The sequence below is a fragment of the uncultured Prevotella sp. genome (assembly GCF_946407605.1).
Classification (GTDB): Bacteria; Bacteroidota; Bacteroidia; order Bacteroidales; family Bacteroidaceae; genus Prevotella.
This window is the reverse complement of sequence record NZ_CAMJOS010000024.1, coordinates 20,348-44,984: the sequence shown is the minus strand read 5'-3', so window position 1 is coordinate 44,984 and position 24,637 is coordinate 20,348. Positions and strand designations below refer to the sequence as shown.

The following is a 24,637-nucleotide window of genomic DNA, read 5'->3' as shown; positions in this document are numbered from 1 at the left end:
TCAAAAAAAAGTAACATTATTCTTCCTTATACCACTTTTTATTTGTAACTTTGCACGTCCTAAAAAAGGAAACAACAACAAACATTACAAATACAACATTTATGGAAATCTTGATTGCAGTCATCATGCTCGGAGGCATCGCTCTCTTAGCGGGCGCCGTGCTTTATGTCTGCTCCAGAGAATTTGCTGTCAAGGAAGACCCGCGCATTGCTCAGGTTAACGCGTTGTTGCCTGGCGCCAACTGCGGAGGTTGTGGCTTTGCCGGCTGCGGAGGTATGGCCGACGCACTGACTAAGGGTGCCGACAAAGGCAGCGTCGATGGTCTGAACTGTCCTGTGGGCGGCGGCGAGGTGATGAGCCAGGTGGCCGACCTGCTGGGAATGGCTATTGCCAACGGCGAACCGAAGATTGCGGTGGTGAGATGCAACGGCTCGTGTAAGGTAAGACCAAAGACGATAGACTACAACGGTCTGCGTACCTGTGCTGCCATCCATGCCTGCGGCGCTGGCGAGACGGGCTGCGGCTATGGCTGTCTGGGCTGTGGCGACTGTGTGGATGCCTGTCAGTTTGATGCTATCCACATCAACCCCGAGACGGGTCTGGCCGAGGTCGACGAAGAGAAATGTACGGCTTGCGGCGCGTGTTCGAAGGCTTGTCCTCGCGGCATTATCGAGTTGCGAAAGAAAGGTCCCAAGGGCCGCCGCATCTATGTGTCGTGTGTCAACAAGGACAAAGGTGCCGTTGCCATCAAGGCCTGTAAGGCAGCTTGCATCGCCTGCAAAAAATGCGAGAAGGAATGTGCGTTTGGTGCCATCACCATTGGCAACAATGTCAGCTATATCGACTACAGCAAATGTCGCTTGTGTCGCAAGTGCGTGGCTGTATGTCCTACCAAAGCCATCCAAGCCGTTAATTTCCCAGCTCCCAAGCCGGAGACGACAACTAATGTTCCCAAGCAGGAAACGGCAACCAATGAAAGAAAGGAGGCCACAGCATGAATATCAAGACATTTAGTATAGGTGGCATTCACCCTGAGGAGAACAAGCTGACCCACGAGGCAGAGACGCAAGTAGCTCCCCTGCCCCATCAGGCCGTGTTCCCCCTGTCACAGCATATCGGTGCGCCAGCCCGTCCTATCGTACAGAAAGGCGACAAGGTAAAGGTAGGCACATTGATAGCCGAAGCTAGCAGCTTTATCTCGGCTCCCATCCATTCTTCCGTCAGCGGTACGGTAGCCGCTATCGACAATGCCATCGATGCCACAGGCTATCGCAAGCCTGCCATCATCATCAATGTGGAAGGCGACGAATGGGAGGAGACGATAGACCGCTCTAACAAGCTGGAGCGCCTTGTAGACCATCCAGAGCTGACACCCGAGGAGATTGTGAAACGCGTCAAGGAAGCAGGTATCGTAGGTATGGGAGGCGCATGTTTCCCCACGCATGTCAAGCTCTCGCCGCCACCACCCACCAAGGCCGAATGCGTCATTATCAACGCGGTGGAGTGCGAACCGTATATTACCGCCGACTACCGTCTGATGATGGAACATGCCGACGAGATTCTCGTGGGTCTGGAACTGCTGATGAAGGCGGCCAAGGTCACTTGCGGCTATATCGGCATCGAGACCAACAAGCCCAAGGCCATCGCCCTACTGACACAGAAATGTGTCGAGGTGTTCGGCTCCTCGAACTATCAGGTTGAGGTCGTGCCACTGAAGCAACGCTATCCCCAGGGCGGCGAGAAACAACTGGTCGATGCCGTCATAGGTCGACAGGTGCCAGCGCCTCCTGCCATCCCCGTCAACGTTGGAGCAATAGTTCAGAATATTGGTACCGCCTATGCTGTGTATGAGGCAGTTATGAAGCACAAGCCTTTATTCGAGCGCTATACCACCGTTACAGGTAAACAACTGCAGAAGCCAGGCAACTTCCTGGTGCGCATGGGTACGACGATGCAGCAGTTGATAGACCTCTGTGGCGGTATGCCCGAGGGCGATAACAAACTGCTGGCTGGTGGTCCGATGATGGGTAAGGCTCTCACTTCTACCGAGGTGCCTATCTGCAAGGGTACCAACTCTGTCACCATCCTCACCGATGACGATGCTCGCAGAAAAGAGCCTCAGCCCTGTATCCGCTGCGCCAAGTGCGTGAGCGTCTGTCCCATGGGACTGGAACCTTATTTGCTGGCCAAGCTCTCGGCCTTCAAGCAATGGGAGCGTGCTGAGAACGAGGCCATCATCAACTGTATTGAGTGTGGCTCGTGTCAGTTCACCTGTCCTGCCCATCGTCCGCTGCTCGACAATATCCGTCAGGGCAAACAGACGGTCAACGGCATTATTCGCAGCAGAGCGACGAAGAAATAGTCAAATTGTGAAATAATCAAATTGTGAAATAGTCTAATAGTGAAATAAAAGATGGGAAAAATCATAGTCTCCCTTTCACCACATGCCCACGGAACCGACTCGGTGGAGCGCAACATGTACGGCGTCATCATCGCCCTGCTGCCCGCCCTGCTGGTGTCGTTCTATTATTTCGGCATCGGCTCGGCCATCGTCTGTCTCACCAGCGTGGCGGCCTGTGTGCTACTGGAGTGGACCATCAACCGCTTTATCCTAGGCAACAAACGTAACACCATCCTCGACGGCTCGGCAGCGCTGACAGGTCTGCTACTCGGCATGAACCTGCCATCGAACCTGCCCGTATGGATTATCATCATCGGAGCGCTCTTCGCCATCGGCGTGGGCAAGATGACCTTCGGCGGACTGGGTAATAACATCTTCAACCCCGCCCTCGTAGGACGCTGTGTGTTGCTGGTGGCCTTTCCTGCGCAGATGACCTCGTGGCCGCTGCCAGGCAACCTGCTGAAATATACCGATGCAGAGACGGGAGCCACACCGCTAGCGCTGATGAAGGAGGCCATCCAGACTGGCAACCCCAATAAGTTGAACCAGTTGCCCGATGCCTTCAGCATGCTGCTGGGCGAACACTCTATGAGTGGTGGTGCAGGCGCCATTGGCGAAATCTGTGGCCTGGCGTTGCTCCTCGGCCTCGCCTTCATGCTGTGGCGTAAGATTATCACGTGGCACATCCCTGTCAGCATCATCGGCACCGTCTTTCTGTTTAGCGGCATGATGCACCTAGTCAACCCCGCCTATGCTGCTCCCACCACCGTCATCCTGAGTGGTGGACTGCTGTTGGGTGCCATCTTCATGGCAACCGATTATGTCACCTCGCCAATGACGCCCAAGGGTCAACTCATCTATGGCGTTTGTATCGGACTGCTCACCATCATCATCCGCAACTGGGGAGCCTATCCCGAGGGTATGTCGTTCGCCATTCTCATCATGAATGCGTTTACTCCGCTTATCAACAGTTACGTAAAACCAAAACGATTCGGGGAGGAAGCCAAATGAAGAAACTACAATCATCATTATTAAATATGGTGTTGGTGCTCACAGGTGTGGCTGCCATCATGGGTTGCATCCTGGCCTATATGAACCACCTCACCGCAAGTGCTATTGCCGAACAGGAGAAGAAAGCACTGGCAGAAGGTATCCAAGCCGTGATGGGCGGACAACAGGTGAAGGTTGGCGAGAAGCCAGACACAATCATCGCCATGCAGGACAAGCAGAGACACAAGACTGCCTACTACTCCGTCTTCCGTGTCAACGACATGAAGGGTAAGCCCATCGGTGTGGCCATTCAGGATACCGTCAATGGTTTTGGCGGGCAACTGGTTGTGCTGGTAGGTTTCGACAACAACGGTACCATCCTAGGCTATCGCCTGTTGAAGCAGTCAGAGACACCAGGTCTTGGCGCCAAAGCTGAGACCTGGTTCCAGAAAGGTTCCAAGGGCAATATCATCGGCAAGCGACTATCAAAAGATAGTCTACTGACCGTCACCAAGAAACAGCCAGAAAACGCGATGGAGGTGCAGGCCATCACAGCCTCAACCATCACCAGTCGCGCCTTCCTTTCTGCCATCAACAATGCCTATTCCGCGCTGACGTCGAAGCCAGAAGCCGACGGACAAAGCGGTGCCTCGAAGAGAGAGGTGAAGTGAGATGGAAATGAAGATGTATGATGTAAGATGTAAGAAGTTAGAAGTTAGAAGTTATGAACTATCTGAATATTATCAAAAACGGCATCATCAAGGACAACCCCACATTTGTCCTGATGCTGGGCATGTGTCCCACGCTGGCCACCACCACGTCGGCCTCCAACGGTATGGCGATGGGTCTGGCCACGATGGCAGTACTCATTTGTACCAATGTGGTCATCTCGTGCATCAAGAACCTAACGCCCGACAAGGTTCGCATCCCTGTGTTCATTGTGGTTATCGCAGCTTTCGTCACCCTGCTGCAGATGGTCATCAAAGCTTATCTGCCTGATGTGGACAAGGCGCTGGGACTCTTCATACCGCTTATTGTGGTCAACTGCATCATCCTGGGACGCGCTGAGGCTTTTGCCGCCAAGAACACGCCGCTGGCATCGCTCTTCGACGGTCTCGGCATCGGACTGGGCTTTACGCTGGCCCTCACCCTTTTAGGTATGGTACGCGAGGTGCTGGGCTCAGGTGCCATCTTCGGCTGGGCCTTCATCCCTGAGAACTATAACATCCTGTTCTTTGTGCTGGCACCAGGAGCCTTCATCACCCTGGGCTACCTCATCGCCATCGTTAACAGGTTGAAGAAATAATTCGGATTATCGGAATAACGGAATTACGAGATAACGAAATTACGAAATTACGAGATAACGGAATAACAAGATAACGAAAAGAAACAATGGAATATATCTTGATTTTCATTAGCGCCATCTTCGTCAACAACATTGTGCTGGCGCAGTTTCTGGGCATCTGTCCGTTCCTGGGCGTTTCCAGGAAGATTGGTACCTCGCTGGGTATGTCGGCAGCTGTGGCTTTCGTCATGGTGCTAGCCACGCTGGTTACATGGCTGGTGCAGACATACGCCCTGGTACCTGCTAATCTGGAGTATATGCAGACCATCGTTTATATCCTGGTCATCGCATCGCTGGTGCAGATGGTAGAGATTGTGCTGAAGAAGCTCTCCCCTGCCCTCTATCAGGCGCTGGGCATCTTCCTGCCCCTTATCACCACCAACTGTGCCGTGTTGGGTGTAGCCATCCTGGTCATACAGAAAGAGATGAACCTGGGTCAGTCGTTGGTCTATGCCCTCTCTACCGCCATCGGCTTCGGCTTGGCGCTGACGGTCTTTGCCGCCATTCGCGAGCAGCTGGAGCTGACTGATATCCCCAAGGGCATGCGTGGAATGGCCATCGTGCTGGTCACTGCTGGTCTGCTCAGTCTCGCCTTTATGGGTTTCTCGGGTGTAGATAGTGGTCTGCGCGGCCTGTTAGGCATCGAATAATCGGCGGTTTTAGGGTAAAAGGGAAAAAAGTAGCCGATAATCGTTGTTGTTTTGAATTTATTTATTATCTTTGCACACAAATAAGAACAAAACTTCTAAACTATAAGGAAAAATGAAACAGACTATCCTCGTTACTGGTGGCACCGGATTCATTGGCAGCCACACCACCGTAGAACTGCAGGAAGCAGGCTACGAAGTAGTGATTATCGACAATCTGTCGAACTCAAACGCTAATGTAGTCGACGGCATCGAGAAGATTACTGGCATCCGTCCCGCCTTCGAGAAGGTGGACTGTTGCGATATGGAGGCTCTGGAAGGCGTCTTCAAGAAATATCCCAAGATTGAGGGTATCATCCACTTCGCTGCCTCAAAGGCTGTGGGCGAGAGCGTAGAAAAACCCCTACTCTACTATCGCAACAACCTCACATCGCTTATCAACCTGCTGGAGCTGATGCCTAAGTACGATGTCAAGGGTATTATCTTCTCTTCAAGCTGTACCGTCTATGGTCAGCCCTCACAGGAGAACCTGCCTGTTACGGAGAACGCTCCCATCCAGAAGGCTATGAGTCCCTACGGCAACACCAAGCAGATTAACGAGGAGATTATTCAGGACTATATCCACAGCGGCGCTCCCATCAAGAGCATCATCCTGCGCTACTTCAACCCCATCGGCGCACACCCCACAGCTCTTATCGGCGAGCTGCCTAATGGCGTTCCCATGAACCTCATCCCGTTTGTCACCCAGACGGCTATGGGTATCCGCAAGCAACTGAAGATTTTCGGCAACGACTATAACACGCCCGACCACACCTGTATTCGCGACTATATCTATGTTGTTGACCTGGCTAAGGCTCACGTGAAGGCTATGGAGCGTGTGCTCGACCAGCCCGATACTGACGCTGTCGAGGTGTTCAACATCGGCACAGGTCGCGGTCTCTCTACCCTCGAGGTTGTTGAGGGCTTCGAGAAGGCTACTGGCGTGAAGGTCAACTGGGAGTATGCTCCTCGTCGCGAAGGCGATATCGAGCAGGTTTGGGGTAATGTCGACAAGGCCAACAAGGTACTGGGCTGGAAGGCCGACACTCCCACCGAGGAAGTATTGAAGAGCGCCTGGAAGTGGCAGGAGAAGCTGCGTGCAGACGGCATTCAGTAATTTGACAATTCAGAAATTGACGATATACAGTCTCTAGATAGACTGATTTTGTGTTTGTGTTGTGATGGGCCCCTGATGTGATATCAGAGGCCCATTTATTTGTGCACAAGCACATTTAAACATTTAACAAAATATCTTAGCGCAAATCAGAAAGCCTGCGTCTATAGGCTTTCTTCATCTTTCTGATTGCCTTGTCACGAATCTGGCGCACACGTTCGCGCTTCAGGTTCATCTCCTCAGCAATCTCGGCCATCGTGGCATGTTCTTGACCAATGCCGAAGTAGGCGTTCACCACGTGACTCTCACGTTCGTCCAGCGAACGCAGGGCATATTCCACAGCCGCCTCCACATTCGATTGGTACACCCTTTCGTCAGCCAGGGGCGAGTTGGTGTCAACCAATACAGACAGCAGACTCATATTGGTCTTCGTACCCAGCGGGGCATCCACCGATCGTGTCTGTCCGTCGCTTCTGTTCTCCACACGCTGCTCGGCACTCTCCACCTTCAGGGCTTTCTCTATCTGTTGACGGATGGGCACTACGGCATAATTCACGAAGCGCAGACCCTTCGAGGCATCATATTTCCTGGCAGCCTTCATCAGTCCCATATTACCTTCGCTCACCAAGTCCTCCATCGAGAGCCCCTTACCCAAATACTGACGGGCTATGACCACCACGAATCTCAGGTTGGCCTCAATCAGTTTGTTCAAAGCCCGCTCGTCGCCCTTCAGCACACGAGCCGACAGCCGCTGTTCCTCCTCTTCCGTCAGCAGCTGCTCCCGTCCTATCTCGTCCAGGTATTTGTTCAACAGACTATCTTCCATTTTTCCTCCTATTATCCTCGTTTGTCAATCCACTTATAACCCTCCTTGTAGCGGTCGGCAGGGAATACGAACATATCGTCAGAGATGCCGCCCGACTTGAAGTTGCTGATTCTAATCTTCGCCCAGAACAGGGCCACCCTGATTTTTACGTACTTCGGTGTTAGCGTCTGGGCGTCGATGAGTGCCCTGACCTCCTTGATGGTGCCCTTGGCCTTGCGACGCTGCTTCAGTATCAGCAGGATGTCACCATCCTCCGACTTCATGCTGTAGTCAAAATCCTCCAGGTCGAATTTGAACTTACCCGAGTATTTGTCCTTCTTGTCCGAGTTGGCGTGATGAATCTCCACCGTGTGCTTTTTTCTGAACGCCATATAGGCCGTCACGCCGTCGTTCCAGGTATTGACACGTTCGTCCGAGAAGCGCTGTTTCTTACCCTTATACCAAATGGTGCCGTGGGTCTTGTACAGGCCAATGATGTTCACGTCATAGCGCAGCGTTGAGCCCTGCGGACCGAACACCATATCATACACCTTGTCAAACGTCTGTCGGGCCTCGTTTTTCTCGGCAGTCGTCTGGGCCGCAGCCCCCAGGCATTCTATAAATATAATAAGGTATAGAAGAATGCTTCTTTTCATCGTTTTTGGTCGTTTTCGTTTTGCCGTGCAAAGGTACGAATAAGTGAGAACAATACAAAACAAAAAATCATTTATTTTGTATTTATTTCGAATACAAGTACCTTCACGAAGGTTTCCCTAAAGTGAGAAATCTATGCTGACTGGTTTGAGGCCAGGAGCAGAGGCTTTGAGTGTGACCTTGCCGCTGATGGTTTGCGAACGGAGGATGACGCTGCAGGAGCCGTTGTAGAGGCTGCGGGTATTTCCTACGGTGAGCTCAGGCGAGGTGATGTCACCATTGATGACACCCACAATATCGGCAGAACCTTCGACGGAGAAGGTGACGAGCCCTTGGGCCGTAGGCACCTCACGTCCTTTCTTGTCGACGGCAGCGATGCGGACATGCTGCAGGTCGAGACCATCTGAACGCCATTCAGAATTATCGCTCTGGGCTACTAACTTCACGGCAGGACCAGTGGTCTCTATCTTATGACGAGCCACCACCTGACCATTGGTGCGGGCTACGGCCTCGAGCGTTCCAGGGGCATAGGTGATATTGATCCAACGAATCTGGTTGCGCTGCTTCGGATCGGAAATGGGGTTCTGCTTAGTGCCGAGACTCTTGCCGTTGAGCAGCAGCTCTACCTCGTCGGCATTGGTATAGGTGATGAGTCCCACACGCTGACCTTCCTCCCTGTTCCAATGGTCAGTCATAGCGTCAGTACCCGTCTGTACGCCATTCCACATCTGATTGCCGAGACGCTCAACGATGCCGATATGCACCACAGGCTCATTGGGCATAAAGATAGACTTCATGAGGTAAGCGTTGGGCTTGGGGTTGAGGGCGATATCGAAGACGCCCTGGTTCCAGCCTTTGGCAGGCCAGCCCTGACTCTCGCCCAGATAGTCGATGGCACCCCAATAGGCCAGTCCCATCACTTTGTCGAGGTCCATCTCGAAGAAGTTGGGACCCATAGTAGCCACAGCGGCCTCGCTCTGATAGAACGTCATCCAAGGGAAGCGCTTGCCGTCTCCAGGGAAGTACATATAACGGTAGTTATAGGCCTGCACATCAGTTACCATAGCAAGGTCGCAGGGCAGCGAGTCGGTCTGCCAGTTGCGATAGCGCGGATGCATGGCCACGGTAACCAGACGGGTGGAGTCGTAACGCTGCAAAAGGGTCTTCATGAGTCGGAACATGGTGACGCCAAAGTCGTTGTAGGGCTGATTGGCATCCTGCTGCAACTCATTGCCCAGACTCCAGAGGATAACGGATGGCGAGTTACGGTCGCGCTTCACCCACTCAGGCACATCAGTCTGCCACAAAGCCTCAAAGCCTACACGTCCGCCAGTATTCTGACGCGTCCATTTGTCGTAGAGCTCGTCAACCACGAGGATGCCGTTCTCATCGCACAGCTCGATGAACTCGCGGCTGTAGGGGTTGTGACTGGTGCGTATATGGTTGATACCATATTGTTTCATCAGCTTGATGCGCTTCTCGATGGCACGCGGATAGGCTGCGGCGCCAAGGGCTCCCAGCGAGTGGTGGTTGGCATAGCCCTTGAGCAGCACCTTGTGACCATTGAGCAACAAGCCCTGCTGGGGAGTAATCTCAACAGTACGAATGCCGAAGCGTTCAGAACAATGGTCCACAGCCACACCTTTCTCATTATAGAGGGTGAGGTGGACGGTATAGAGGTTAGGATGGTCAGTATCCCACAACTGGGCATTGGGAATCTCAACCTCTGCCAGCTGTTGCTCGATGATGCGTGAGGGGTTGCTGCGCTTCACTTCGGCACGTCCCTCATAGACCTGCTGGCCTTGGGGGTCGGTGATGCGTATCTGTACAGGCATGGTCTTGTCGCGCCCACGGGTGTTGACCTCGGCAGCAATGGTGACGAAATGGTTGTCGCGAGTGGTAATCTTCAGCGGATGACGCTCAAAGAACACGTCGCGGTTGGTGCTGATGAGGCGAACCATGCGGAAGAGTCCGCCACCAGTGTACCAGCGCGAAGTCTCAGGCGCACGCGTGTCGGCCATCACAGCCAGCACATTATCCTCACCCCAGCGGATGTTGTCGGTCACATCGACCTGAAAACCTACGTAGCCATAGTTGGTGCCCCCTACCCTCTGTCCGTTCAGATAGACGTCGCCCAAATACATGATACCTCCGAAATCGATGAGCAGACGGCGCCCCTTCAGGGAGTCTGCGAGATTAAGGTGCAGACGGTACCAGCCTATGCCCATCTCTTTGAAGCCACGACTGCTGAGCCTGCTCTTGATATTGGCGGCAGGGTCGTTATTGTTGGCCTTCTCGTCGGCGGCAGGTGCCACCCAAGGCTGTTCTATCTGAAAATCGTGAGGCAGGTTGACAATGCGCCAACTGCTGTCGTCGAGTGAAGGACTGGCGGCATTATCAATAGAGCCAGCATGAAAGCGCCACCCGAGGTTAAGGTCCTGAACGGTACGCTGAGCCATCGCCGTGACAGCAAATAGCACATTCACGACAATGATGATAAGGAGAGTGTTGGTTTTCCTCATTTTCTTAGTAGATGTTTGTTTGCGATGCAAAGGTAATAAAAAATCGGGATATTTCTGTATTTTTTCCGCTTTTATGATGGCTTTTACGTAAAAAAGTTGTATTTTTGTCGGCAAGTTCACAAATAACATGACCGAACACTTAGAATTCACCATAGAAGAGAGGGACCTGACATTAGCCCTCTATACAGAACTGAAGACGAAGATAGCACCCTCGCTGGAATGCGATGACGAGATGCATCTGCGCAGTCATCTGCTGCATGCGTTGGAGCAGAACCAGGTGAGGCGCGACATCTTCGGACTGAACCCCATTGTGATGAGTCTGCAGACGGCCCTGCTTGTGATCGACGAGATAGGACTGCGCCGCGATGCTGTGCTGGCCATACTGCTGAACCCCTGTGTAGAGTCGGGATTCCTGACTGTCGGCGATGTGGCAGCTACCTATGGCATTGCCGTGGGTCGCATACTCCACGGTCTGCAGCGCATTCAGGAGCTCTACCAGAAGAACCCCGTGGTGGAGAGCGAGAACTTCCGCAACCTGCTGCTGTCGTTTGCCGAGGACATGCGCGTCATCCTCATCATGATTGCCAGTCGTGTGAACCTGATGCGACAGATTCGCGACACGGATAATGAGGAGGCTAAGCGACGGGTATCAGAAGAGGCCGCCTACCTCTATGCACCCCTGGCCCATAAGTTAGGCCTCTATAAGCTGAAGAGCGAGCTGGAGGACCTGTCGCTGAAGTATCTGGAGCACGACGCCTACTATCATATCAAGGACAAGCTGAACGCCACCAAGCAGGCACGCGACAAATACATTGAGCAATTCATTGGTCCTATAGAACAGAAACTTAAGGATGCGGGCTTAAAGTTTCACATGAAAGGCCGCACCAAGAGCATACACTCCATCTGGCAGAAGATGAAGAAGCAGAAATGCGCCTTCGAGGGCGTCTACGACCTTTTTGCCATCCGCATCATCATCGACTGTCCTTTGGAGAAGGAGAAGCAGCAATGCTGGCAGACCTTCGCCATCATTACCGATATGTACACCTCGAACCCCAAACGCATGCGCGACTGGCTCTCGGTGCCCAAGTCAAACGGCTACGAGAGTCTGCACATCACCGTGCTGGGACCAGAGAAGAAATGGGTGGAGGTACAGATTCGTACGGAACGTATGGACGAGGTGGCCGAACGTGGTGTGGCAGCCCACTGGCGCTATAAGGGCGTGAAGGCCGAGAGCGGCATGGACGACTGGCTCAACGGCATCCGTCAGATGCTGGAGAGCGCCAGCGGCATGGAGGCGATGGATCAGTTCCGCATGGACCTCTACGACGACGAGATTTACGTCTTCACCCCCAAGGGCGACCTGCTGAAGTTCCCCAAGGGCGCCACCGTGCTCGATATGGCCTACCACATTCACTCTAAGGTGGGCTCGGCCTGCACAGGAGCACGTATTAATAATAAGGTGGTGACCTTCCGTCAGGAGCTGCACTCAGGCGACCAGGTGGAGATTCTGACCTCGTCGACGCAGTATCCCAAGCAGGAGTGGCTCAACATTGTCAAGACCGCCAGAGCCAAAGCCAAGATTCGTCTGGCGTTGAAGGAGACTCAGCAGAAAGAGGCTCTGATGGTGAAGGAGATGCTGGAGCGTAAGTTCAAGAACCGTAAGATTGAGCAGGACGAGAGTCTGATGATGCGCACTATGAAGAAGCTAGGCTATAAAGAGGCCAGCGACTTCTATCGCGACATTGCCCACGAGACACTCGATGTGCAGGACGTGTTCGATAAATACCTGGAGCTGCAGCAGAGCGAGAAGACCGTCACAGGCGACAATATTGCACGCTCGGCCGACGAGTTTGTGCTCGAGGACTTCAAGGGTCAGAAGGTGCTGCAGAACGATGACGTGCTAGTCATTGGTCAGGACCTGAAAGGTGTGGACTACCAGCTGGCTAAGTGCTGCAACCCCATCTATGGCGACAAGGTGTTTGGATTCGTCACCATCAACGGCGGCATCAAGATTCACCGCTGCGACTGTCCCAACGCCCCAGAGATGCGCCGTCGCTTTGGCTATCGCATCGTTCGCGCCATGTGGAGCGGCAAGGGCTCCAGCCAGTATGCCATCACGCTGCGCATCATCGGCAACGACGACCTGGGCATCGTGAACAACCTCACCTCGATTATCTCGAAAGACGAGCGACTGGTGCTGCGCAACATCAACATCGACTCGAACGACGGACTGTTCCGTGGCACGCTCACCATCATGATCAACGACAACACCCGACTGGAAGCCCTCATCAAGAAACTACGCACGGTGAAGGGCGTCAAGCAAGTAGAAAGAATATAACACAAAACCATATGAAGACTAAATTCGTGACTTTTGGCGAGCTGTTGCTTCGCTTCTCAAAATTAGACCATCAACGCCTCTCGCAGGGCGACTATTTCACCAGCAAGTATGGTGGCAGCGAGGCAAACGTGGCAGTATCGCTGGCCACGCTGGGCAACGAGGTGGAGTATATCACCCGACTGCCAGAGACGCCCGTAGGACATGCTGGTGCACAGAACCTGATGCAACTGGGTGTGGGCTGCCACTATATACAATGGGGCGGACAGCGCATCGGCACCTATTATATGGAACCTGCTGCCGGCATGCGGTCGGCAAAGGTCATCTACGACCGCGCCAACTCGGCCTGCTCGGAGCTGAAGCCCGGCATGATACCCTGGCGCGAGATACTGAAAGACGCCTCCGTGCTCCATGTATCGGGCATCACGGCAGCCATCTCGCAGAGTACTGCCGACGCCACCTTCGAGGCACTCGACATTGCCGACGAGATGGGAGTGAAGGTGGCCTTCGACATCAACTACCGCAAGAACCTGTGGAAGTATGGTGCCGACCCACGAGAGACGCTGAAGCGCATGCTGAGCCGCTGCGACCTGATGTTTGGCGACGCCATCGAGTTTGAATGGATCTGTGAGCGTAAGCAGCCGCCATTCACAGCCCTCGACTCCAACTTCGAGATGCAGATGGACGAATACCGCGAGTGGTTCGAAGACCTGCACCGCGAGTTCCCACGCTGTAAGAAATGGCTCATGGGCATGCGCAACATGGTGGCATCGAACCATCACCTGCTCACCGCCCTACTCTATACTGCCGAGACGTCTGACGGCCCTTACGAGCTGCTCAAGGCGCCTATCAACGACATCAACGGCGTGGTCGACCCATCGGGTGTGGGCGACGCCTTCATGGCTGGCCTGCTGCATGCCGTCACAGCCTATCCTCACGACAACCAGCTGCAGGTAGACTATGCGCTGGCGGCCTCAACGCTGAAGAACACCATTCCTGGCGACTTCAACCTGGCTACCGATGAAGAGATTCTGGAACTCATTCAAAAATAAAATATTACTACAATGTTAACGGAAAAAGATCTTAAGCAGATTGCTCAGCGCGGCATTAGCGAAGAGCAGATTGAAACACAACTCAAACAGTTTGAAACAGGCTTCCCCTTCCTGAAGTTGGAGGCTGCAGCATCGGTGGGCAACGGCATCGTGGCTCCCAACGAGCAGGAGCGTAAGCAATATGTAAAGGCATGGGAGGACTACAAGGCTGCCGGCAAGCGCGTGGTGAAGTTCGTACCCGCCTCGGGTGCCGCCAGTCGTATGTTCAAGAACATGTTCGCCTTTGTCGATGCCGACTACGACGTGCCTACCACCGACTTCGAGAAGAAATACTTTGCTGAGCTGAAGAAGTTCGCCTTCTACGACGCACTCGACGCCGTCTGCCAGAAGAACGAGGGCAAGGGCATCGAAGCACTCATAGCCGAAGGCAACTACAAGGCTGTGGCTGCCAATATGCTGAAGAAAGAAGGTCTGAACTACGGTCAGCTGCCCAAGGGCATGCTGCTGTTCCACCAGTATGCCGAGGGCCCACGCACGCCTATGGAGGAGCACTTGGTGGAGGGTGCGCTCTATGCCGCCTCTAACGGCGAGGCCCATGTGCACTTCACTGTCAGCCACGACCATCTGGAGTTCTTCAAGGCCAAGGTGGCTGAGAAAGCCGACGGCTTTGCCAAGAAATACGGCATCAAGTACGACATCACCTTCTCTGAGCAGAAGCCCTCTACTGATACCGTTGCCGCCAACCCCGACAACACACCCTTCCGCGAGGCTGACGGCTCGCTGCTGTTCCGTCCAGGCGGACACGGCGCACTCATCGAGAACCTCAACGAGATTCAGGCCGACGTTATCTTCATCAAGAATATCGACAATGTGGTGCCCGACCGTCTGAAACCCGAGACCGTAGAGTGGAAGCAGGTCATCGCAGGTGTGCTGGTCACCCTGCAGAAGCAGGCCTTCGACTATCTGCGCAAGCTCGATGCAGGTGCCAGCGAGGCAGAACTCGCCGAGATTGCTGAGTTTGTAGAGAAGAACCTCTGCACCAACCCCAAGGGCAACAAGGTCGATGCCGACTACCTGCGTCGCAAACTCAACCGCCCCATGCGTGTCTGTGGCGTGGTGAAGAATGTGGGCGAGCCTGGTGGCGGTCCGTTCCTCACCTATAACCAGGATGGCACCGTCAGCCTGCAGATTCTCGAGAGCAGTCAGATTGACACCAACAATGCCGAGTATATGAAGATGTTCACGCAGGGCACGCACTTCAACCCCGTTGACCTCGTCTGCGCCGTCAAGGACTATAAGGGTCAGCCCTTCAACCTCCCCGCGTTTGTTGACAAGACCACTGGCTTCATCTCCAGCAAGTCGAAAGGCGGCAAGGAACTCAAGGCCCTCGAACTGCCGGGCCTGTGGAATGGTGCCATGAGCAACTGGAGCACCATCTTCGTCGAGGTGCCCTTAGGCACGTTCAATCCCGTTAAGACGGTCAACGACCTGCTGCGCGACCAGCATCAGTAAACAGCATGTTATTCAGAAACAAAAATGTGCGCCGACCCATTATGAGCCAGCGCACTTTTCTTACGTCTGAATCAGCCTTACTTTCCTGCGATTGCCTGATGGCCTTACTGCGAAGTGCAGCCAGTAGGTGCCCCTGGGTGAACGCTCTAACAATAACTCATCGAAGTCCTCTTGCCTCTCATCGCTGATATCCAGCAGAGTGCTAGCGTAATGGATGAGTTGTTCGAGGCCTGTAACGTGTATATCCACAGCACACCCCGTCAGGTGATTGCTGGTAGCGACACCACCCACAGCCCTATTCACCTCAGGGCTCCTATATCCACTATTAATGATGATTGGCTCTTCACTCCCCTCCCTAAGCAGGGAGGGGCTGGGGGTAGGTCTTCTTCTCAGTTGTTCAAGCCAGCCGCAAAGTCGCTTCAGGTTCTCGATATGTACGTGCGAAGGGATGTTTCCATCAGGAGTTTTCGCACTTGTTTTGCACATTTCGCCAAGAGTAAAGTGATCACTCAGGCGTATCTGCTTGTTCAATTCTATTTGTGCCATTTTATTTTTGTTTTTTTTGAAATGACGCGCCGACGCGGGTAAACGCCGACGCGCCTAAGAGTTTAAAGAATAATAGTTCCTGTTTTGTGATACAGGGCGGGCGCTGTGCCTCGCTCCTCACGAATTTTCTCTACCAAGTGGTCGCGCATCAGACGGCTGACCTTGCCCCTAGCTGAAGACGTACTAGAGAGATTGAAACATCGCATTACATCCTCGTTGGTAAACTCCTCAGGCAATCGCTGGAAGCCCTCGTAGGTCTTCTGCTTGCGCTGAATATTCACAGAGGCATCCTTCAGTTTGTTGTCGAAATAAGCCTCAGCCATAGCGCCAAAGTAGTGGCGCTGACAGGCGTACTGGATGTTCGTAATCAGTTCTGCGAGTTTCCAATCGACCTCGTCCGTCTCGAACTCACCGCACCAGTACTGACCGTCCTGCTTCATCTTGTCCCAATGACGCATCACGATGAATGGTGCAGCGAAGTTCAAGCCGTGATAGGCGCAGCGCTTCAGCAGCATCTCGTCAGCCCTGCTCTCGTTCTCTTCTGCATCAGCCATACGACGAGACGTCCACTCATACAACTCATGAACGATGCTTTTTACTGTCAGTTCACCCTTCATCCTGTCCAGCTTCTCAGCCCATTCACTCAGGCGCTTGTCGCTGTCCACGTCCACCTCTTCTTCGTCTTCATCCATCATCTCGAAGTTGGTGGCTGGCAGAGGGATGCAAGTGAGGCGCGTAGCCAAACCAGAGCCAAAGTTCTGCTCGTTTACCATCTTCTTCAAGGCGATAGGTGTACCTGTATAGATGAAGTTCCAAACCACCATAAAGTCCTGAAGCACAGAGTCGTTGTTAGAATACGCCTGACCATCCTCTTCGTTGTGGAAGGCCTTGAGTTGCAGGGCCTGTTTGTCGATGTATGCTCCACCTTTCTGCAACGACAGCGTATTATCCAGCTCCGTATCGAAGGTCAGCATGTGTAACTGCATCTCCTCACCATCTACTACCTCTATGGCGTTCACCATATCCTGAATGAACTGCGCGTTCGAGGTTCGCGCTGGGTGGATACGTACCACCACCTTCGGCTTCTTGGGCTTCTCCTTGTTGGCGCCCTTGGTGCGCATCTGCTCACGATAGGCGTTGATAGCATCCTTACCCACTTTGTCTGCAGCCACGATAGGAGCAGCCAGCAACTTATATAGTCGGGTGGCAAAGCTCTTACCACTGGCTGGGTCGCCAATAATCAAGGTCGAGTTATTCAGTCGGCGCAATTCTCCACGACGATGGTAGAACCTGTAAGTGCACCTTGTCATCAAGGTCATCAGCAGACCTCCAGCCACGAACAGCGCTGCAGGATATTGGTTACGCTTCAAGCCTTTCGTGATGTCCTTTATCAGCGGATACTCCTCTGCTAAAGTCTCAATCTGTTCTCCCCAGTCCCAGAGTTGATGGTCGATGTTTGAAGGCTGATGGCTGACATCTTCCATCTTACCTCTTACATCATACATCGCAAGGATGCTTTGCATCATCTTGCTCAGTCCCTTTGGCGGCTCTTTGCAGGCCGACTCTACGATGCTGCGCAGCTCCTGTTCGTCCAGTCCCAGGCGAGGCATGATTTCCAGGAGTAGCTCGCGGTTGTTGTCACAGATGGCCCTCAGATTGACTGCCAACTGGTACAGTTTCACGTTCCTTTCGCCCTCCTGCGGCTCGCCACCGTTCTGTTTCCACCACTCGCTGATAATCTCAGAATACGGAATGCCCTTGAAAGATGGAAGACTCTCCCCCGGCCCCTCTCTGTTTAGAGAGGGGAGCGACGCAGTCTGACCATTCCCCTCCCCTAAGCAGGGGAGGACGGGAGGGGTCTGTTGGGTCTGTTGCGAATGACCGTCTCGATATTCCTGGTTATATCGCTCGGCAAATTCTTTGTTTTCATACGTAAATAGTTCTTTATCCAAGTACAAAATGTCCGTTTCCTTGCAGATGAAGCTCATGCGACTTGCATCCTTGCAACTCTCGTCCACCTCCACGCCCAGCACCTTTGCCATCTCATGCTGGTTGTCGATAAGGTTGCCCCATTCCGTGCGAGCCTTGAACACAATCTTCAGACCATGCCCAGAGGGTGTGATGTAGATAAGAAGAATGCCGAGTTCAGCGGCACGCTGCTTAAAGTCGGCGGCAGCAAATTCTTCACTCTTAACTCTTAACTCTTCACTCTCTACGTGATCAATGTCCATCACCACCAAGCCTGTCAAACGAGTTGCAGCCTGCTTGCGCCACTGCCCCACTTTCCCAGCCTTCGACGTGGTTTCATCAAACGTGGCCTGAAAGATGAATGCGGGCAGCTTGCGCTTGAGTGCTGCATCGTGCGTCTCACGATACTTATCGATATTCTCATTCCATTGTGTCGCCCTGACGAGGGCCCAAAACTGGGCCTCGTCCACTGGCAACGTAGGATTACTGAAATTCTTCTGATATGCAAACATATTTTATTCGTGAAATTCGTGTAATTCGTGGTTTTAGCAAAACTCGATATCGTCCAGTTCTTTATCAATAAGCGCATTCTTTGCGTCCTGGTTGTGCTCGTTCATCAACCCGATTATCTGCGCCATACAGAAGTCCTTGGGGAAGCTGCCGAACACTTTCACGCGTTCTACCGACTCTTTAACCCAACCCCAGGGCAACTTCTTCACCAGACGGTCCTTCTCTCGCTCTCGCGATTGGCGGTTGTACGCCTTAAAGGTTAGTTTACCTGTGTTCTGATCAATGTACAGAACACCTTCTATTCGCTTGTCTTTCAGCAACTTGGCCATCACACTGACGGCATTCAAAATATAAATGTACTTTTTCATAACTTGTCGAATTTGTGAGCTTTGGAAAGCGATGTGTTTTTCAGTTGAGCTCAATTTCTATCCGGATACTTTCCCACACGCTCATCCTCCGACTCGGTTATACTTTATTGTTTATTGCTTTTCACCTTTCACTTTTCACCTTTCACCTTTTCCCATATCTACGAACCATATACTTCATGTGACCAGCAAACATCAGCTCTGGCATATCTTCCTTCAGCATCTGGCAGATAGTCTTGTATTGTTGTTTAGCCACAACACTCTTAAAGGTCATTTTCGTGCCAGTCATCACATAGACCACCAAGGCATAAGCCATAGCCGCACGATCAAGAGGGTGATAGTGCTCAAGCATCTTTTCTACGCGCTCTCTGCTTTCCTGAGTCAACCAAAGTTCCAACAGCTTCACCATCATCTTAGTAGCCATCGTTGTTTCCCACGCCCCAACTGATTCCTCACCATTGGTTTTCTCAATCCAAGGAGCCAGGTATTGCAGCACCTTACTGATTTCTGAGTTCTCTACGTTGCTACCTGTTTCAGTTGTAGTAGCTTCCAACATAACTGATTTTGTCATAAATCTAAAACTATAATGAGTGAATAAAAAAAATTGCCAACGGTCGTCATTTCTGATTTCCGTTGGCAAAGATTCTAAATCCAGTTTCAGATTTACAAGTCTTTCCTGAAATAATTATATTTTTACTAAATCGCTGATATTTAACCTTTTAGCTGAATCCGCCAATATTTTTAAAAGTGGATTCAGGTGGATTCAAGTGGATTCAGTCTTCGGATACTTCTTTAGCAGTCCTTTTAGCAGTCCAAAAAGCATATTTGCCTCTGCTGAGTCCAACTTATCGCTCATGCGCTTCACAGCGCTGGCTGGCTTATTATAATAAGGTACGAAAGCAAATTCCAAGTCAGTAAACTGGAGGTCGCGTGCCCTCAGCTCTTCTATCTGTAGCAGTTTCCCAATAAAGGGTGCCACAATCATCACACCATCATATTTTGAGGTGGCGCTGAGATAATCGTTGATTTTTTGCTCATAGTTCTTTCTCAGGTCGTCCATCATCTTTGCGATGCGCTTACCATCCACATAGAACACATACTCGCCCTGCCATGCCCTGGTATTAGTTTTGATAGTCTCGCCATTCTTCTTGGCAGCCTCCATCACAATAGCCTTCACCCTGTTCACAAATACATCGGCTGGTGGCAGGTCTGGCTTCACCTTTACTTTAGACTCATTGTTATCAGCCGTTTCATTCACTACCTCTTCAAAGTCGGCAAACTCCTTCTCCAGTTCCTCTGCCTCCTTTTCTTCCTGCTGCTTCCAGTCACCCTTCTGCCCAGGCACGTTATATTGTGCGAACTTAATCATGATGCTCCCAGCCTGGTGCACATGCTTATCGCCCTTGATATATTCCTTCGTATCGCTCATCGTTATCTGTTATTTCCCTTCTGCTCTAACAGAGCCTGCTGCTGTTCTGCTATGCGTGCAGCAATCTCAGCAGGGTCAGCACCTTCAGGAAAGCCCATCTTCAGCATCTGCGCTCCATTTTGAAAATCGTTCTTGTCGCCATAGATATTCTGCGTCGTAGGCTTATTCGCTGCCTTTTCCATAGAGTCAAGAATCTTGTCCTGCTTCTGCTCCTGCCTGTCCTGCTGTTCCTTCTCCTTCGCCAGTATCTGTTCCTCAATCATTGGCGCCGATTTCTGCCATTCAGGATGCCATGCCAGCAGCGTTGATACGCCTCCAAACATCCCCATAGCTATTTTCGTTGGGAATCTCAGAAAAGAGTTCGCCAAGTCCTTCATCGAGAACTTGCCGTTCTCAGGCATACATTGCTCATAGTCGGCCTCAGTCATAGGTTTCATCTCGATACCCAGCTCGCGGCATGTCCTCTCTCTCAGCACCAGCAGCGAGAGAATCGTGGTCAGGGCGGCTCTGGGTATGCACAGGTAATACAATTGTGAGAAGACCGCTTCCATGTGGCCGATGTTCTGATACAGGCTGCCTGGCAACTGACGGAGCAAGCCGTCAATCAGTTGCAGACCACCCCACAACTGACCATTCGTATGCTCGCACCAACGGCCCCACATATCTGCGGCCTCTTCAGAATCTACCACTCGCGGCCACCATTCCAATGTGCGTTCCTCCAACCGATGGCGACAGCACATACTTCCACTCTGGTGCTTCAACTCACCAGCCAGCTCACGCACCTCGTCGCGTGTCGACTCCTCCAGCAGTTTGATGTACAACTCGCGCTGACGGCAGGCTTCAAGACTCATGTCGTGGCGGCTACCTTCCATCCAGATGCCCAAATACGTCTGCAGCTCTGTAATGTCCACATCCTTCAAACACGGCAGCAGTACCTCTTCCAGTATGAACTCAGCCTCCTCTTCTGCATGCAGGGCATCCATAGGCGGCAGCAGGGGAATTTCCGTCTGCCACTCGCTCCAATCAAAGCCTGGCTCCTGCTGGCTGTCGCAGGCAGTCTCCTCGCATTTCAGCGTGATGTAGAGATAGCCATGCTTGTCGATCACCACCTCGCTAATATCTGCTGCCAGCATACCCCGTTTCGACTGGTTTATCATATTGCGTACTTTGTCGCGCTGATCCTTGCAAACATAACCAATCTTATTGCCCATCGCACGGGCCATCACAGCCAGATGGTCATTCGGATTCGTAGGTTCAAGCTTCAGCACCACACGCGGCCTCATATCCCTGAGATTCGAGAGCAAGTCGATGGTACGTGCCCACATCTCAGGAGTCTCCGGATCACCAAACTTGTAATCCGGATTAGCCGCATATTGCGCTCCTAATATCTTGATGGTATATTCTGTCATGATTGATTCAAGATTCTTAATTTTTCGAGGTGCAAAGATACAAAATATCCCGTTCATTCTAGCATGTTTTTCAATAAAAAAAATCAATCCCACTCACAATAATTTTGAATGGGATTGACTATAAGGAGTTTACGATAAATCACATTTTCATTGGGGTCGGAGTACGTAGTTTCTATTTAGCCAACGACCAATGAGAATCTCAGCCCTAATGCATTCGCAATAAGCATGAACGTCGAAAGCTGCATATCAGTCTGTCCCTGCTCAAGCGAAGAAATATACTCGCGCTTCTTGCCGATGCGCTCACCCAACTGCTGTTGGGTCAGTTTCTGGCGCTTGCGCTCGTCACGTAGTAACTCGGCATAGTACCAAGCCTTGGCCTTTGCCTCAAATTCCTCACGGCTGGGAGTTCCCTTCTCACCATACGTCTCTGCCAAATGCTGTGAACCGGTTTTCAGTCCGGCCAGCTTCTTTTCGTCAAGCTTTATCATCTTCTTGTCCTCCTGGCGTAGTATTCATCGTACTCCGCAGAGTGGAAAGTTTCTCTAATGTCTTCGTTCATGCCGCAAAAGTAATATATTTATTCCAAATATGCAAATAATTGGAAGAAAAAAGTTCATTTTATCTAAAATCTGCCATCAGACCTCTTCCATCTTCCATCAGCCTTCAGCCATTTTCCTTCTTCCATCTTCCTTCAGACCTCAGCCCTCTTCCATCATGTGTTGAGAAAGTGATCAGATTCTCCGACCCCGCGATCCAAGGACTGTTGTCCCACGGATAGTTTCCCTTTCCTGCCGGCCTCTTCCTCCTTCTGACAACAAAGGTAAGGATTTGGCCGTGATAAAGCAAATTCTTCAATGATATATTCTATCAGAGCGCAAAATTAGAGTCCCTTTTGTGTATGAAATGAAGGGGTCGGAGAAGCTGATTACTAACTCCGACCCCTTCATTTTCTCTTCGATATAACCTTATTTTACAAATACTTTCTTTTTGTTTATAATATAAACGCCTTTGGGTAGACCATCAAGAGTGGTTGTATGACTCTTTATCTTAGTACCTGTTGTGGTATATATGTCGAAAATACAGCCATAGGAAAAGACGTCGTTAATACCAGAGGCTTCTAAGACTGTCAATGTACCGTTGATGTATTCAAGTTTGTAGTTCTGAGCCTCACCTCCAGATACCGTAATGGGATAATCGCCAACAGGGCTTTCTTTTGTTGCTGCTGTTGTGGCGATGGGTGAGGTGATAAGCACACTCTCAGTCTCGCCAAGTTTCCATCCCTCATAATTTACCACGAAAGCGGGATTATCCTGCCCCTCTTCACGGCTGTAGTCGCCTACTGATGCTACAAGCGGAGCCTTGGTGATGGTCAATGTGCCGTTTACATAATGATCATTGTAATTCTTAACCGTTCCTTTGCTGATAACGATATCATACGTCCCGACAGATGAACCGACTCCTGCTTCACAGGATATTTGCGGTTCTCCATCAACATCGGCACCCTCTGATGTGTAACCAAATGCAGGAATCTCGTCGCCATATTCTATAGAGTAACTATTGGCTGTCAGGGTAACTGGAGGAATACCTAATGTGTCTGGTTGAAACTCTACTATATTATCAAAACATGTCCATGCGAAGGTTTCAGGATTTTGGGGTGTGTGGTATGCACTCTTTGAACCAATGGGAACATATAATGTTGCTGTATAATCAGAAAAGGTTGTTTCTGATAATACTGGAGGCATTATAGGTATTGAATAGATTGTTGTTAATGAATCGCATCCATTAAATGCCTTATTATCAATAAATGTTACATTCTTTGGAAGTGTAATCTTTTTAAGATGTTTACAATTAATAAAGGAGTTGCCAACATTTGATATATTATCTGGAAATCTAACTTCAGTAACAAGTTCGCCATTTAGGTATAGCTCGCCAAAAGATTCAAGGGGATTAGCCTTTTCCGAACCCCATAATATTCTGCACCAAGCATCTAAGTCTGTAATGTGTACTTCATCAATAGATGAACAACCTGCAAAAGAATATGATTGAATTTCCGTTACACTTGAAGGAACTGTGACAGACTTTAAATGTTCAGCATTCATGAACTGAAAGGCTCCAATGGTAGTTACCTCAGACGGAATGACCAAGTTTATAATTTCATTGTTTTCACTATATAGTCTGTGGGCATAATATAATGGATTTGCATAAGGATTAGCAAATCGAATACCACAAAAGCTTTTTAAATTAGCGATATTTACTTTCTCAATATTTGAACAATCTAGGAAAGCGTTCTTGACAATCCTGTAAATACTATCACCCAAATATACATTCTTTATTGAGGTCATACCACTGAATGTGAGTCCTAGCTCTGAACAGTTCACGGTTATTGCAGATAAACTATCACAGCCAACGAAAGAATTATCCGCAATGGACTTAACACTATGTGGAATTGAAACAGAATTCAAAAAAGGATAGTCACAAAAAACATGTTCTCCTATGGTTGTCGTTCCATCAGGAATCACCAAATCTCTTACTAGATTACCTTTATAATATAGTTTTTTGCAAATCGACAAAGGATTATGTGTTTTGAACGGAAATGTGAGAGAACACCACATCTTTAGACTGTTGATATTTATTTCTGAAAGAGAATCACACCCTTCAAAAGCATTACTGATAGATTTAATATTATCCCCAAGAGTTATAGAGGTGAGTTTTGAACATCCGGAAAATGCAGAAGAGCCTATTTTAACAAGATTCTTAGGAAAAACAATAGATTGTAAACTTTTGCAGCCTTCAAAAGCTAAACTTCCAATCGACTTAATGCTATCAGGAAAAGTGATTTCTGAAAGCCCTGTACACGCTTCAAACACGTGATCTCCTATCTGGGTCAAATATTTCGGAAGATTGATAGTGGTAAGCATGGGACAATAAGCGAATATATTAAGCATTGATAATCAACAACTTATACATTAAACGGTAGAGAGGTGGATTGAGGGT

General features: G+C 50.8%; 21 protein-coding genes. 10 read left to right on the top strand and 11 right to left on the bottom strand.

Annotated features, from left to right (window positions below; all coding sequences use genetic code 11):
• Window positions 1-101 precede the first annotated feature (101 nt).
• The 7 genes from Q0R57_RS10535 to galE all read left to right on the top strand — a co-directional run bounded on the left by Q0R57_RS10535 (window position 102) and on the right by galE (window position 6,539).
• A complete protein-coding gene (locus Q0R57_RS10535) occupies window positions 102-998 on the top strand; it encodes a Fe-S cluster domain-containing protein (RefSeq protein ID WP_294747171.1) in 897 nt (298 codons plus the stop codon).
• Complete coding sequence (gene rsxC / locus Q0R57_RS10530) at window positions 995-2,362, top strand: electron transport complex subunit RsxC (protein ID WP_294747169.1); 1,368 nt, start codon at window positions 995-997, stop codon at window positions 2,360-2,362. The genes Q0R57_RS10535 and rsxC overlap by 4 nt, the downstream gene beginning before the upstream one ends.
• Window positions 2,363-2,413: 51 nt before the next feature.
• Window positions 2,414-3,412: an RnfABCDGE type electron transport complex subunit D gene (locus tag Q0R57_RS10525; RefSeq protein ID WP_294747167.1), complete on the top strand. Its 999-nt coding sequence runs from the start codon at window positions 2,414-2,416 to the stop codon at window positions 3,410-3,412.
• On the top strand, window positions 3,409-4,062 hold the full coding sequence (locus Q0R57_RS10520) for an RnfABCDGE type electron transport complex subunit G (protein ID WP_294747165.1): 654 nt from the start codon (window positions 3,409-3,411) through the stop codon (window positions 4,060-4,062). The genes Q0R57_RS10525 and Q0R57_RS10520 overlap by 4 nt, the downstream gene beginning before the upstream one ends.
• A gap of 53 nt (window positions 4,063-4,115) precedes the next feature.
• A complete protein-coding gene (locus Q0R57_RS10515) occupies window positions 4,116-4,697 on the top strand; it encodes an electron transport complex subunit E (RefSeq protein ID WP_294747162.1) in 582 nt (193 codons plus the stop codon).
• Window positions 4,698-4,783: 86 nt separating this feature from the next.
• The gene (gene rsxA, locus Q0R57_RS10510) at window positions 4,784-5,386 is read left to right on the top strand and encodes an electron transport complex subunit RsxA (RefSeq protein ID WP_294747160.1); all 603 of its coding nucleotides are present in this window, start codon (window positions 4,784-4,786) and stop codon (window positions 5,384-5,386) included.
• A gap of 112 nt (window positions 5,387-5,498) precedes the next feature.
• On the top strand, window positions 5,499-6,539 hold the full coding sequence (gene galE / locus Q0R57_RS10505) for a UDP-glucose 4-epimerase GalE (protein ID WP_294747158.1): 1,041 nt from the start codon (window positions 5,499-5,501) through the stop codon (window positions 6,537-6,539).
• Window positions 6,540-6,675: 136 nt separating this feature from the next.
• Here the strand turns inward: galE and Q0R57_RS10500 are convergent, their stop codons facing one another.
• The 3 genes from Q0R57_RS10500 to Q0R57_RS10490 form a co-directional block, all read right to left on the bottom strand.
• Window positions 6,676-7,362: a sigma-70 family RNA polymerase sigma factor gene (locus tag Q0R57_RS10500; RefSeq protein WP_294747155.1), complete on the bottom strand. Its 687-nt coding sequence runs from the start codon at window positions 7,360-7,362 to the stop codon at window positions 6,676-6,678.
• Between the two features lie 11 nt (window positions 7,363-7,373).
• Complete coding sequence (locus Q0R57_RS10495) at window positions 7,374-7,997, bottom strand: hypothetical protein (RefSeq protein WP_294747153.1); 624 nt, start codon at window positions 7,995-7,997, stop codon at window positions 7,374-7,376.
• A gap of 117 nt (window positions 7,998-8,114) precedes the next feature.
• Entirely contained in the window at window positions 8,115-10,517 is a 2,403-nt protein-coding gene (locus tag Q0R57_RS10490) for a glycoside hydrolase family 2 TIM barrel-domain containing protein (RefSeq protein ID WP_294747151.1), read from the bottom strand.
• Window positions 10,518-10,644: 127 nt separating this feature from the next.
• On the opposite strand from Q0R57_RS10490, the gene Q0R57_RS10485 reads away from it, so the two are divergent.
• Genes Q0R57_RS10485 through Q0R57_RS10475 form a run of 3 tightly spaced genes read left to right on the top strand, consistent with a single transcriptional unit; the run spans window position 10,645 to window position 15,416 of the window.
• Entirely contained in the window at window positions 10,645-12,855 is a 2,211-nt protein-coding gene (locus Q0R57_RS10485) for a RelA/SpoT family protein (RefSeq protein WP_294747148.1), read from the top strand.
• Between the two features lie 11 nt (window positions 12,856-12,866).
• Window positions 12,867-13,904, top strand: coding sequence for a sugar kinase (locus tag Q0R57_RS10480; protein WP_294747146.1), 1,038 nt, complete (start codon window positions 12,867-12,869; stop codon window positions 13,902-13,904).
• A 12-nt stretch (window positions 13,905-13,916) separates the two neighbouring features.
• Complete coding sequence (locus tag Q0R57_RS10475; RefSeq protein ID WP_294747144.1) at window positions 13,917-15,416, top strand: DUF4301 family protein; 1,500 nt, start codon at window positions 13,917-13,919, stop codon at window positions 15,414-15,416.
• 60 nt (window positions 15,417-15,476) lie between these two features.
• Here Q0R57_RS10475 and Q0R57_RS10470 read toward each other — a convergent pair whose 3' ends face one another.
• From Q0R57_RS10470 to Q0R57_RS10435, 8 genes are all read right to left on the bottom strand, one after another.
• Entirely contained in the window at window positions 15,477-15,962 is a 486-nt protein-coding gene (locus tag Q0R57_RS10470; protein WP_294747142.1) for a D-Ala-D-Ala carboxypeptidase family metallohydrolase, read from the bottom strand.
• Window positions 15,963-16,024: 62 nt separating this feature from the next.
• A complete protein-coding gene (locus Q0R57_RS10465) occupies window positions 16,025-18,442 on the bottom strand; it encodes a BT4734/BF3469 family protein (RefSeq protein WP_294747139.1) in 2,418 nt (805 codons plus the stop codon).
• Window positions 18,443-18,475: 33 nt separating this feature from the next.
• Entirely contained in the window at window positions 18,476-18,808 is a 333-nt protein-coding gene (locus tag Q0R57_RS10460; RefSeq protein ID WP_294747136.1) for a hypothetical protein, read from the bottom strand.
• Window positions 18,809-18,950: 142 nt separating this feature from the next.
• A complete protein-coding gene (locus Q0R57_RS10455; RefSeq protein WP_294747134.1) occupies window positions 18,951-19,376 on the bottom strand; it encodes a hypothetical protein in 426 nt (141 codons plus the stop codon).
• Between the two features lie 192 nt (window positions 19,377-19,568).
• Window positions 19,569-20,234, bottom strand: coding sequence for a hypothetical protein (locus tag Q0R57_RS10450; protein WP_294747131.1), 666 nt, complete (start codon window positions 20,232-20,234; stop codon window positions 19,569-19,571).
• A gap of 2 nt (window positions 20,235-20,236) precedes the next feature.
• Complete coding sequence (locus Q0R57_RS10445; RefSeq protein ID WP_294747129.1) at window positions 20,237-21,643, bottom strand: hypothetical protein; 1,407 nt, start codon at window positions 21,641-21,643, stop codon at window positions 20,237-20,239.
• A gap of 176 nt (window positions 21,644-21,819) precedes the next feature.
• Window positions 21,820-22,131 (bottom strand): helix-turn-helix transcriptional regulator, encoded by a 312-nt coding sequence (locus tag Q0R57_RS10440; RefSeq protein ID WP_027449625.1) that lies wholly within the window; start codon window positions 22,129-22,131, stop codon window positions 21,820-21,822.
• A 477-nt stretch (window positions 22,132-22,608) separates the two neighbouring features.
• The gene (locus Q0R57_RS10435; RefSeq protein ID WP_294747122.1) at window positions 22,609-24,588 is read right to left on the bottom strand and encodes a leucine-rich repeat protein; all 1,980 of its coding nucleotides are present in this window, start codon (window positions 24,586-24,588) and stop codon (window positions 22,609-22,611) included.
• Between the last annotated feature and the right edge of the window lie 49 nt (window positions 24,589-24,637).

Excerpts from the sequence above, each read along its gene's own strand:
- rsxA (WP_294747160.1), top strand. The coding sequence starts at position 4,784 with ATGGAATATATCTTGATTTTCATTAGCGCCATCTTCGTCAACAACATT.
- Q0R57_RS10515 (WP_294747162.1), top strand. The coding sequence starts at position 4,116 with ATGAACTATCTGAATATTATCAAAAACGGCATCATCAAGGACAACCCC.
- Q0R57_RS10525 (WP_294747167.1), top strand. The coding sequence starts at position 2,414 with ATGGGAAAAATCATAGTCTCCCTTTCACCACATGCCCACGGAACCGAC.
- Q0R57_RS10440 (WP_027449625.1), bottom strand. The coding sequence starts at position 22,131 with ATGATAAAGCTTGACGAAAAGAAGCTGGCCGGACTGAAAACCGGTTCA.
- Q0R57_RS10480 (WP_294747146.1), top strand. The coding sequence starts at position 12,867 with ATGAAGACTAAATTCGTGACTTTTGGCGAGCTGTTGCTTCGCTTCTCA.
- Q0R57_RS10500 (WP_294747155.1), bottom strand. The coding sequence starts at position 7,362 with ATGGAAGATAGTCTGTTGAACAAATACCTGGACGAGATAGGACGGGAG.
- Q0R57_RS10455 (WP_294747134.1), bottom strand. The coding sequence starts at position 19,376 with ATGACAAAATCAGTTATGTTGGAAGCTACTACAACTGAAACAGGTAGC.
- Q0R57_RS10485 (WP_294747148.1), top strand. The coding sequence starts at position 10,645 with ATGACCGAACACTTAGAATTCACCATAGAAGAGAGGGACCTGACATTA.
- Q0R57_RS10445 (WP_294747129.1), bottom strand. The coding sequence starts at position 21,643 with ATGACAGAATATACCATCAAGATATTAGGAGCGCAATATGCGGCTAAT.
- Q0R57_RS10475 (WP_294747144.1), top strand. The coding sequence starts at position 13,917 with ATGTTAACGGAAAAAGATCTTAAGCAGATTGCTCAGCGCGGCATTAGC.
- rsxC (WP_294747169.1), top strand. The coding sequence starts at position 995 with ATGAATATCAAGACATTTAGTATAGGTGGCATTCACCCTGAGGAGAAC.
- Q0R57_RS10535 (WP_294747171.1), top strand. The coding sequence starts at position 102 with ATGGAAATCTTGATTGCAGTCATCATGCTCGGAGGCATCGCTCTCTTA.
- Q0R57_RS10435 (WP_294747122.1), bottom strand. The coding sequence starts at position 24,588 with ATGCTTAATATATTCGCTTATTGTCCCATGCTTACCACTATCAATCTT.
- galE (WP_294747158.1), top strand. The coding sequence starts at position 5,499 with ATGAAACAGACTATCCTCGTTACTGGTGGCACCGGATTCATTGGCAGC.
- Q0R57_RS10465 (WP_294747139.1), bottom strand. The coding sequence starts at position 18,442 with ATGTTTGCATATCAGAAGAATTTCAGTAATCCTACGTTGCCAGTGGAC.
- Q0R57_RS10490 (WP_294747151.1), bottom strand. The coding sequence starts at position 10,517 with ATGAGGAAAACCAACACTCTCCTTATCATCATTGTCGTGAATGTGCTA.
- Q0R57_RS10495 (WP_294747153.1), bottom strand. The coding sequence starts at position 7,997 with ATGAAAAGAAGCATTCTTCTATACCTTATTATATTTATAGAATGCCTG.
- Q0R57_RS10460 (WP_294747136.1), bottom strand. The coding sequence starts at position 18,808 with ATGAAAAAGTACATTTATATTTTGAATGCCGTCAGTGTGATGGCCAAG.
- Q0R57_RS10450 (WP_294747131.1), bottom strand. The coding sequence starts at position 20,234 with ATGAGCGATACGAAGGAATATATCAAGGGCGATAAGCATGTGCACCAG.
- Q0R57_RS10520 (WP_294747165.1), top strand. The coding sequence starts at position 3,409 with ATGAAGAAACTACAATCATCATTATTAAATATGGTGTTGGTGCTCACA.
- Q0R57_RS10470 (WP_294747142.1), bottom strand. The coding sequence starts at position 15,962 with ATGGCACAAATAGAATTGAACAAGCAGATACGCCTGAGTGATCACTTT.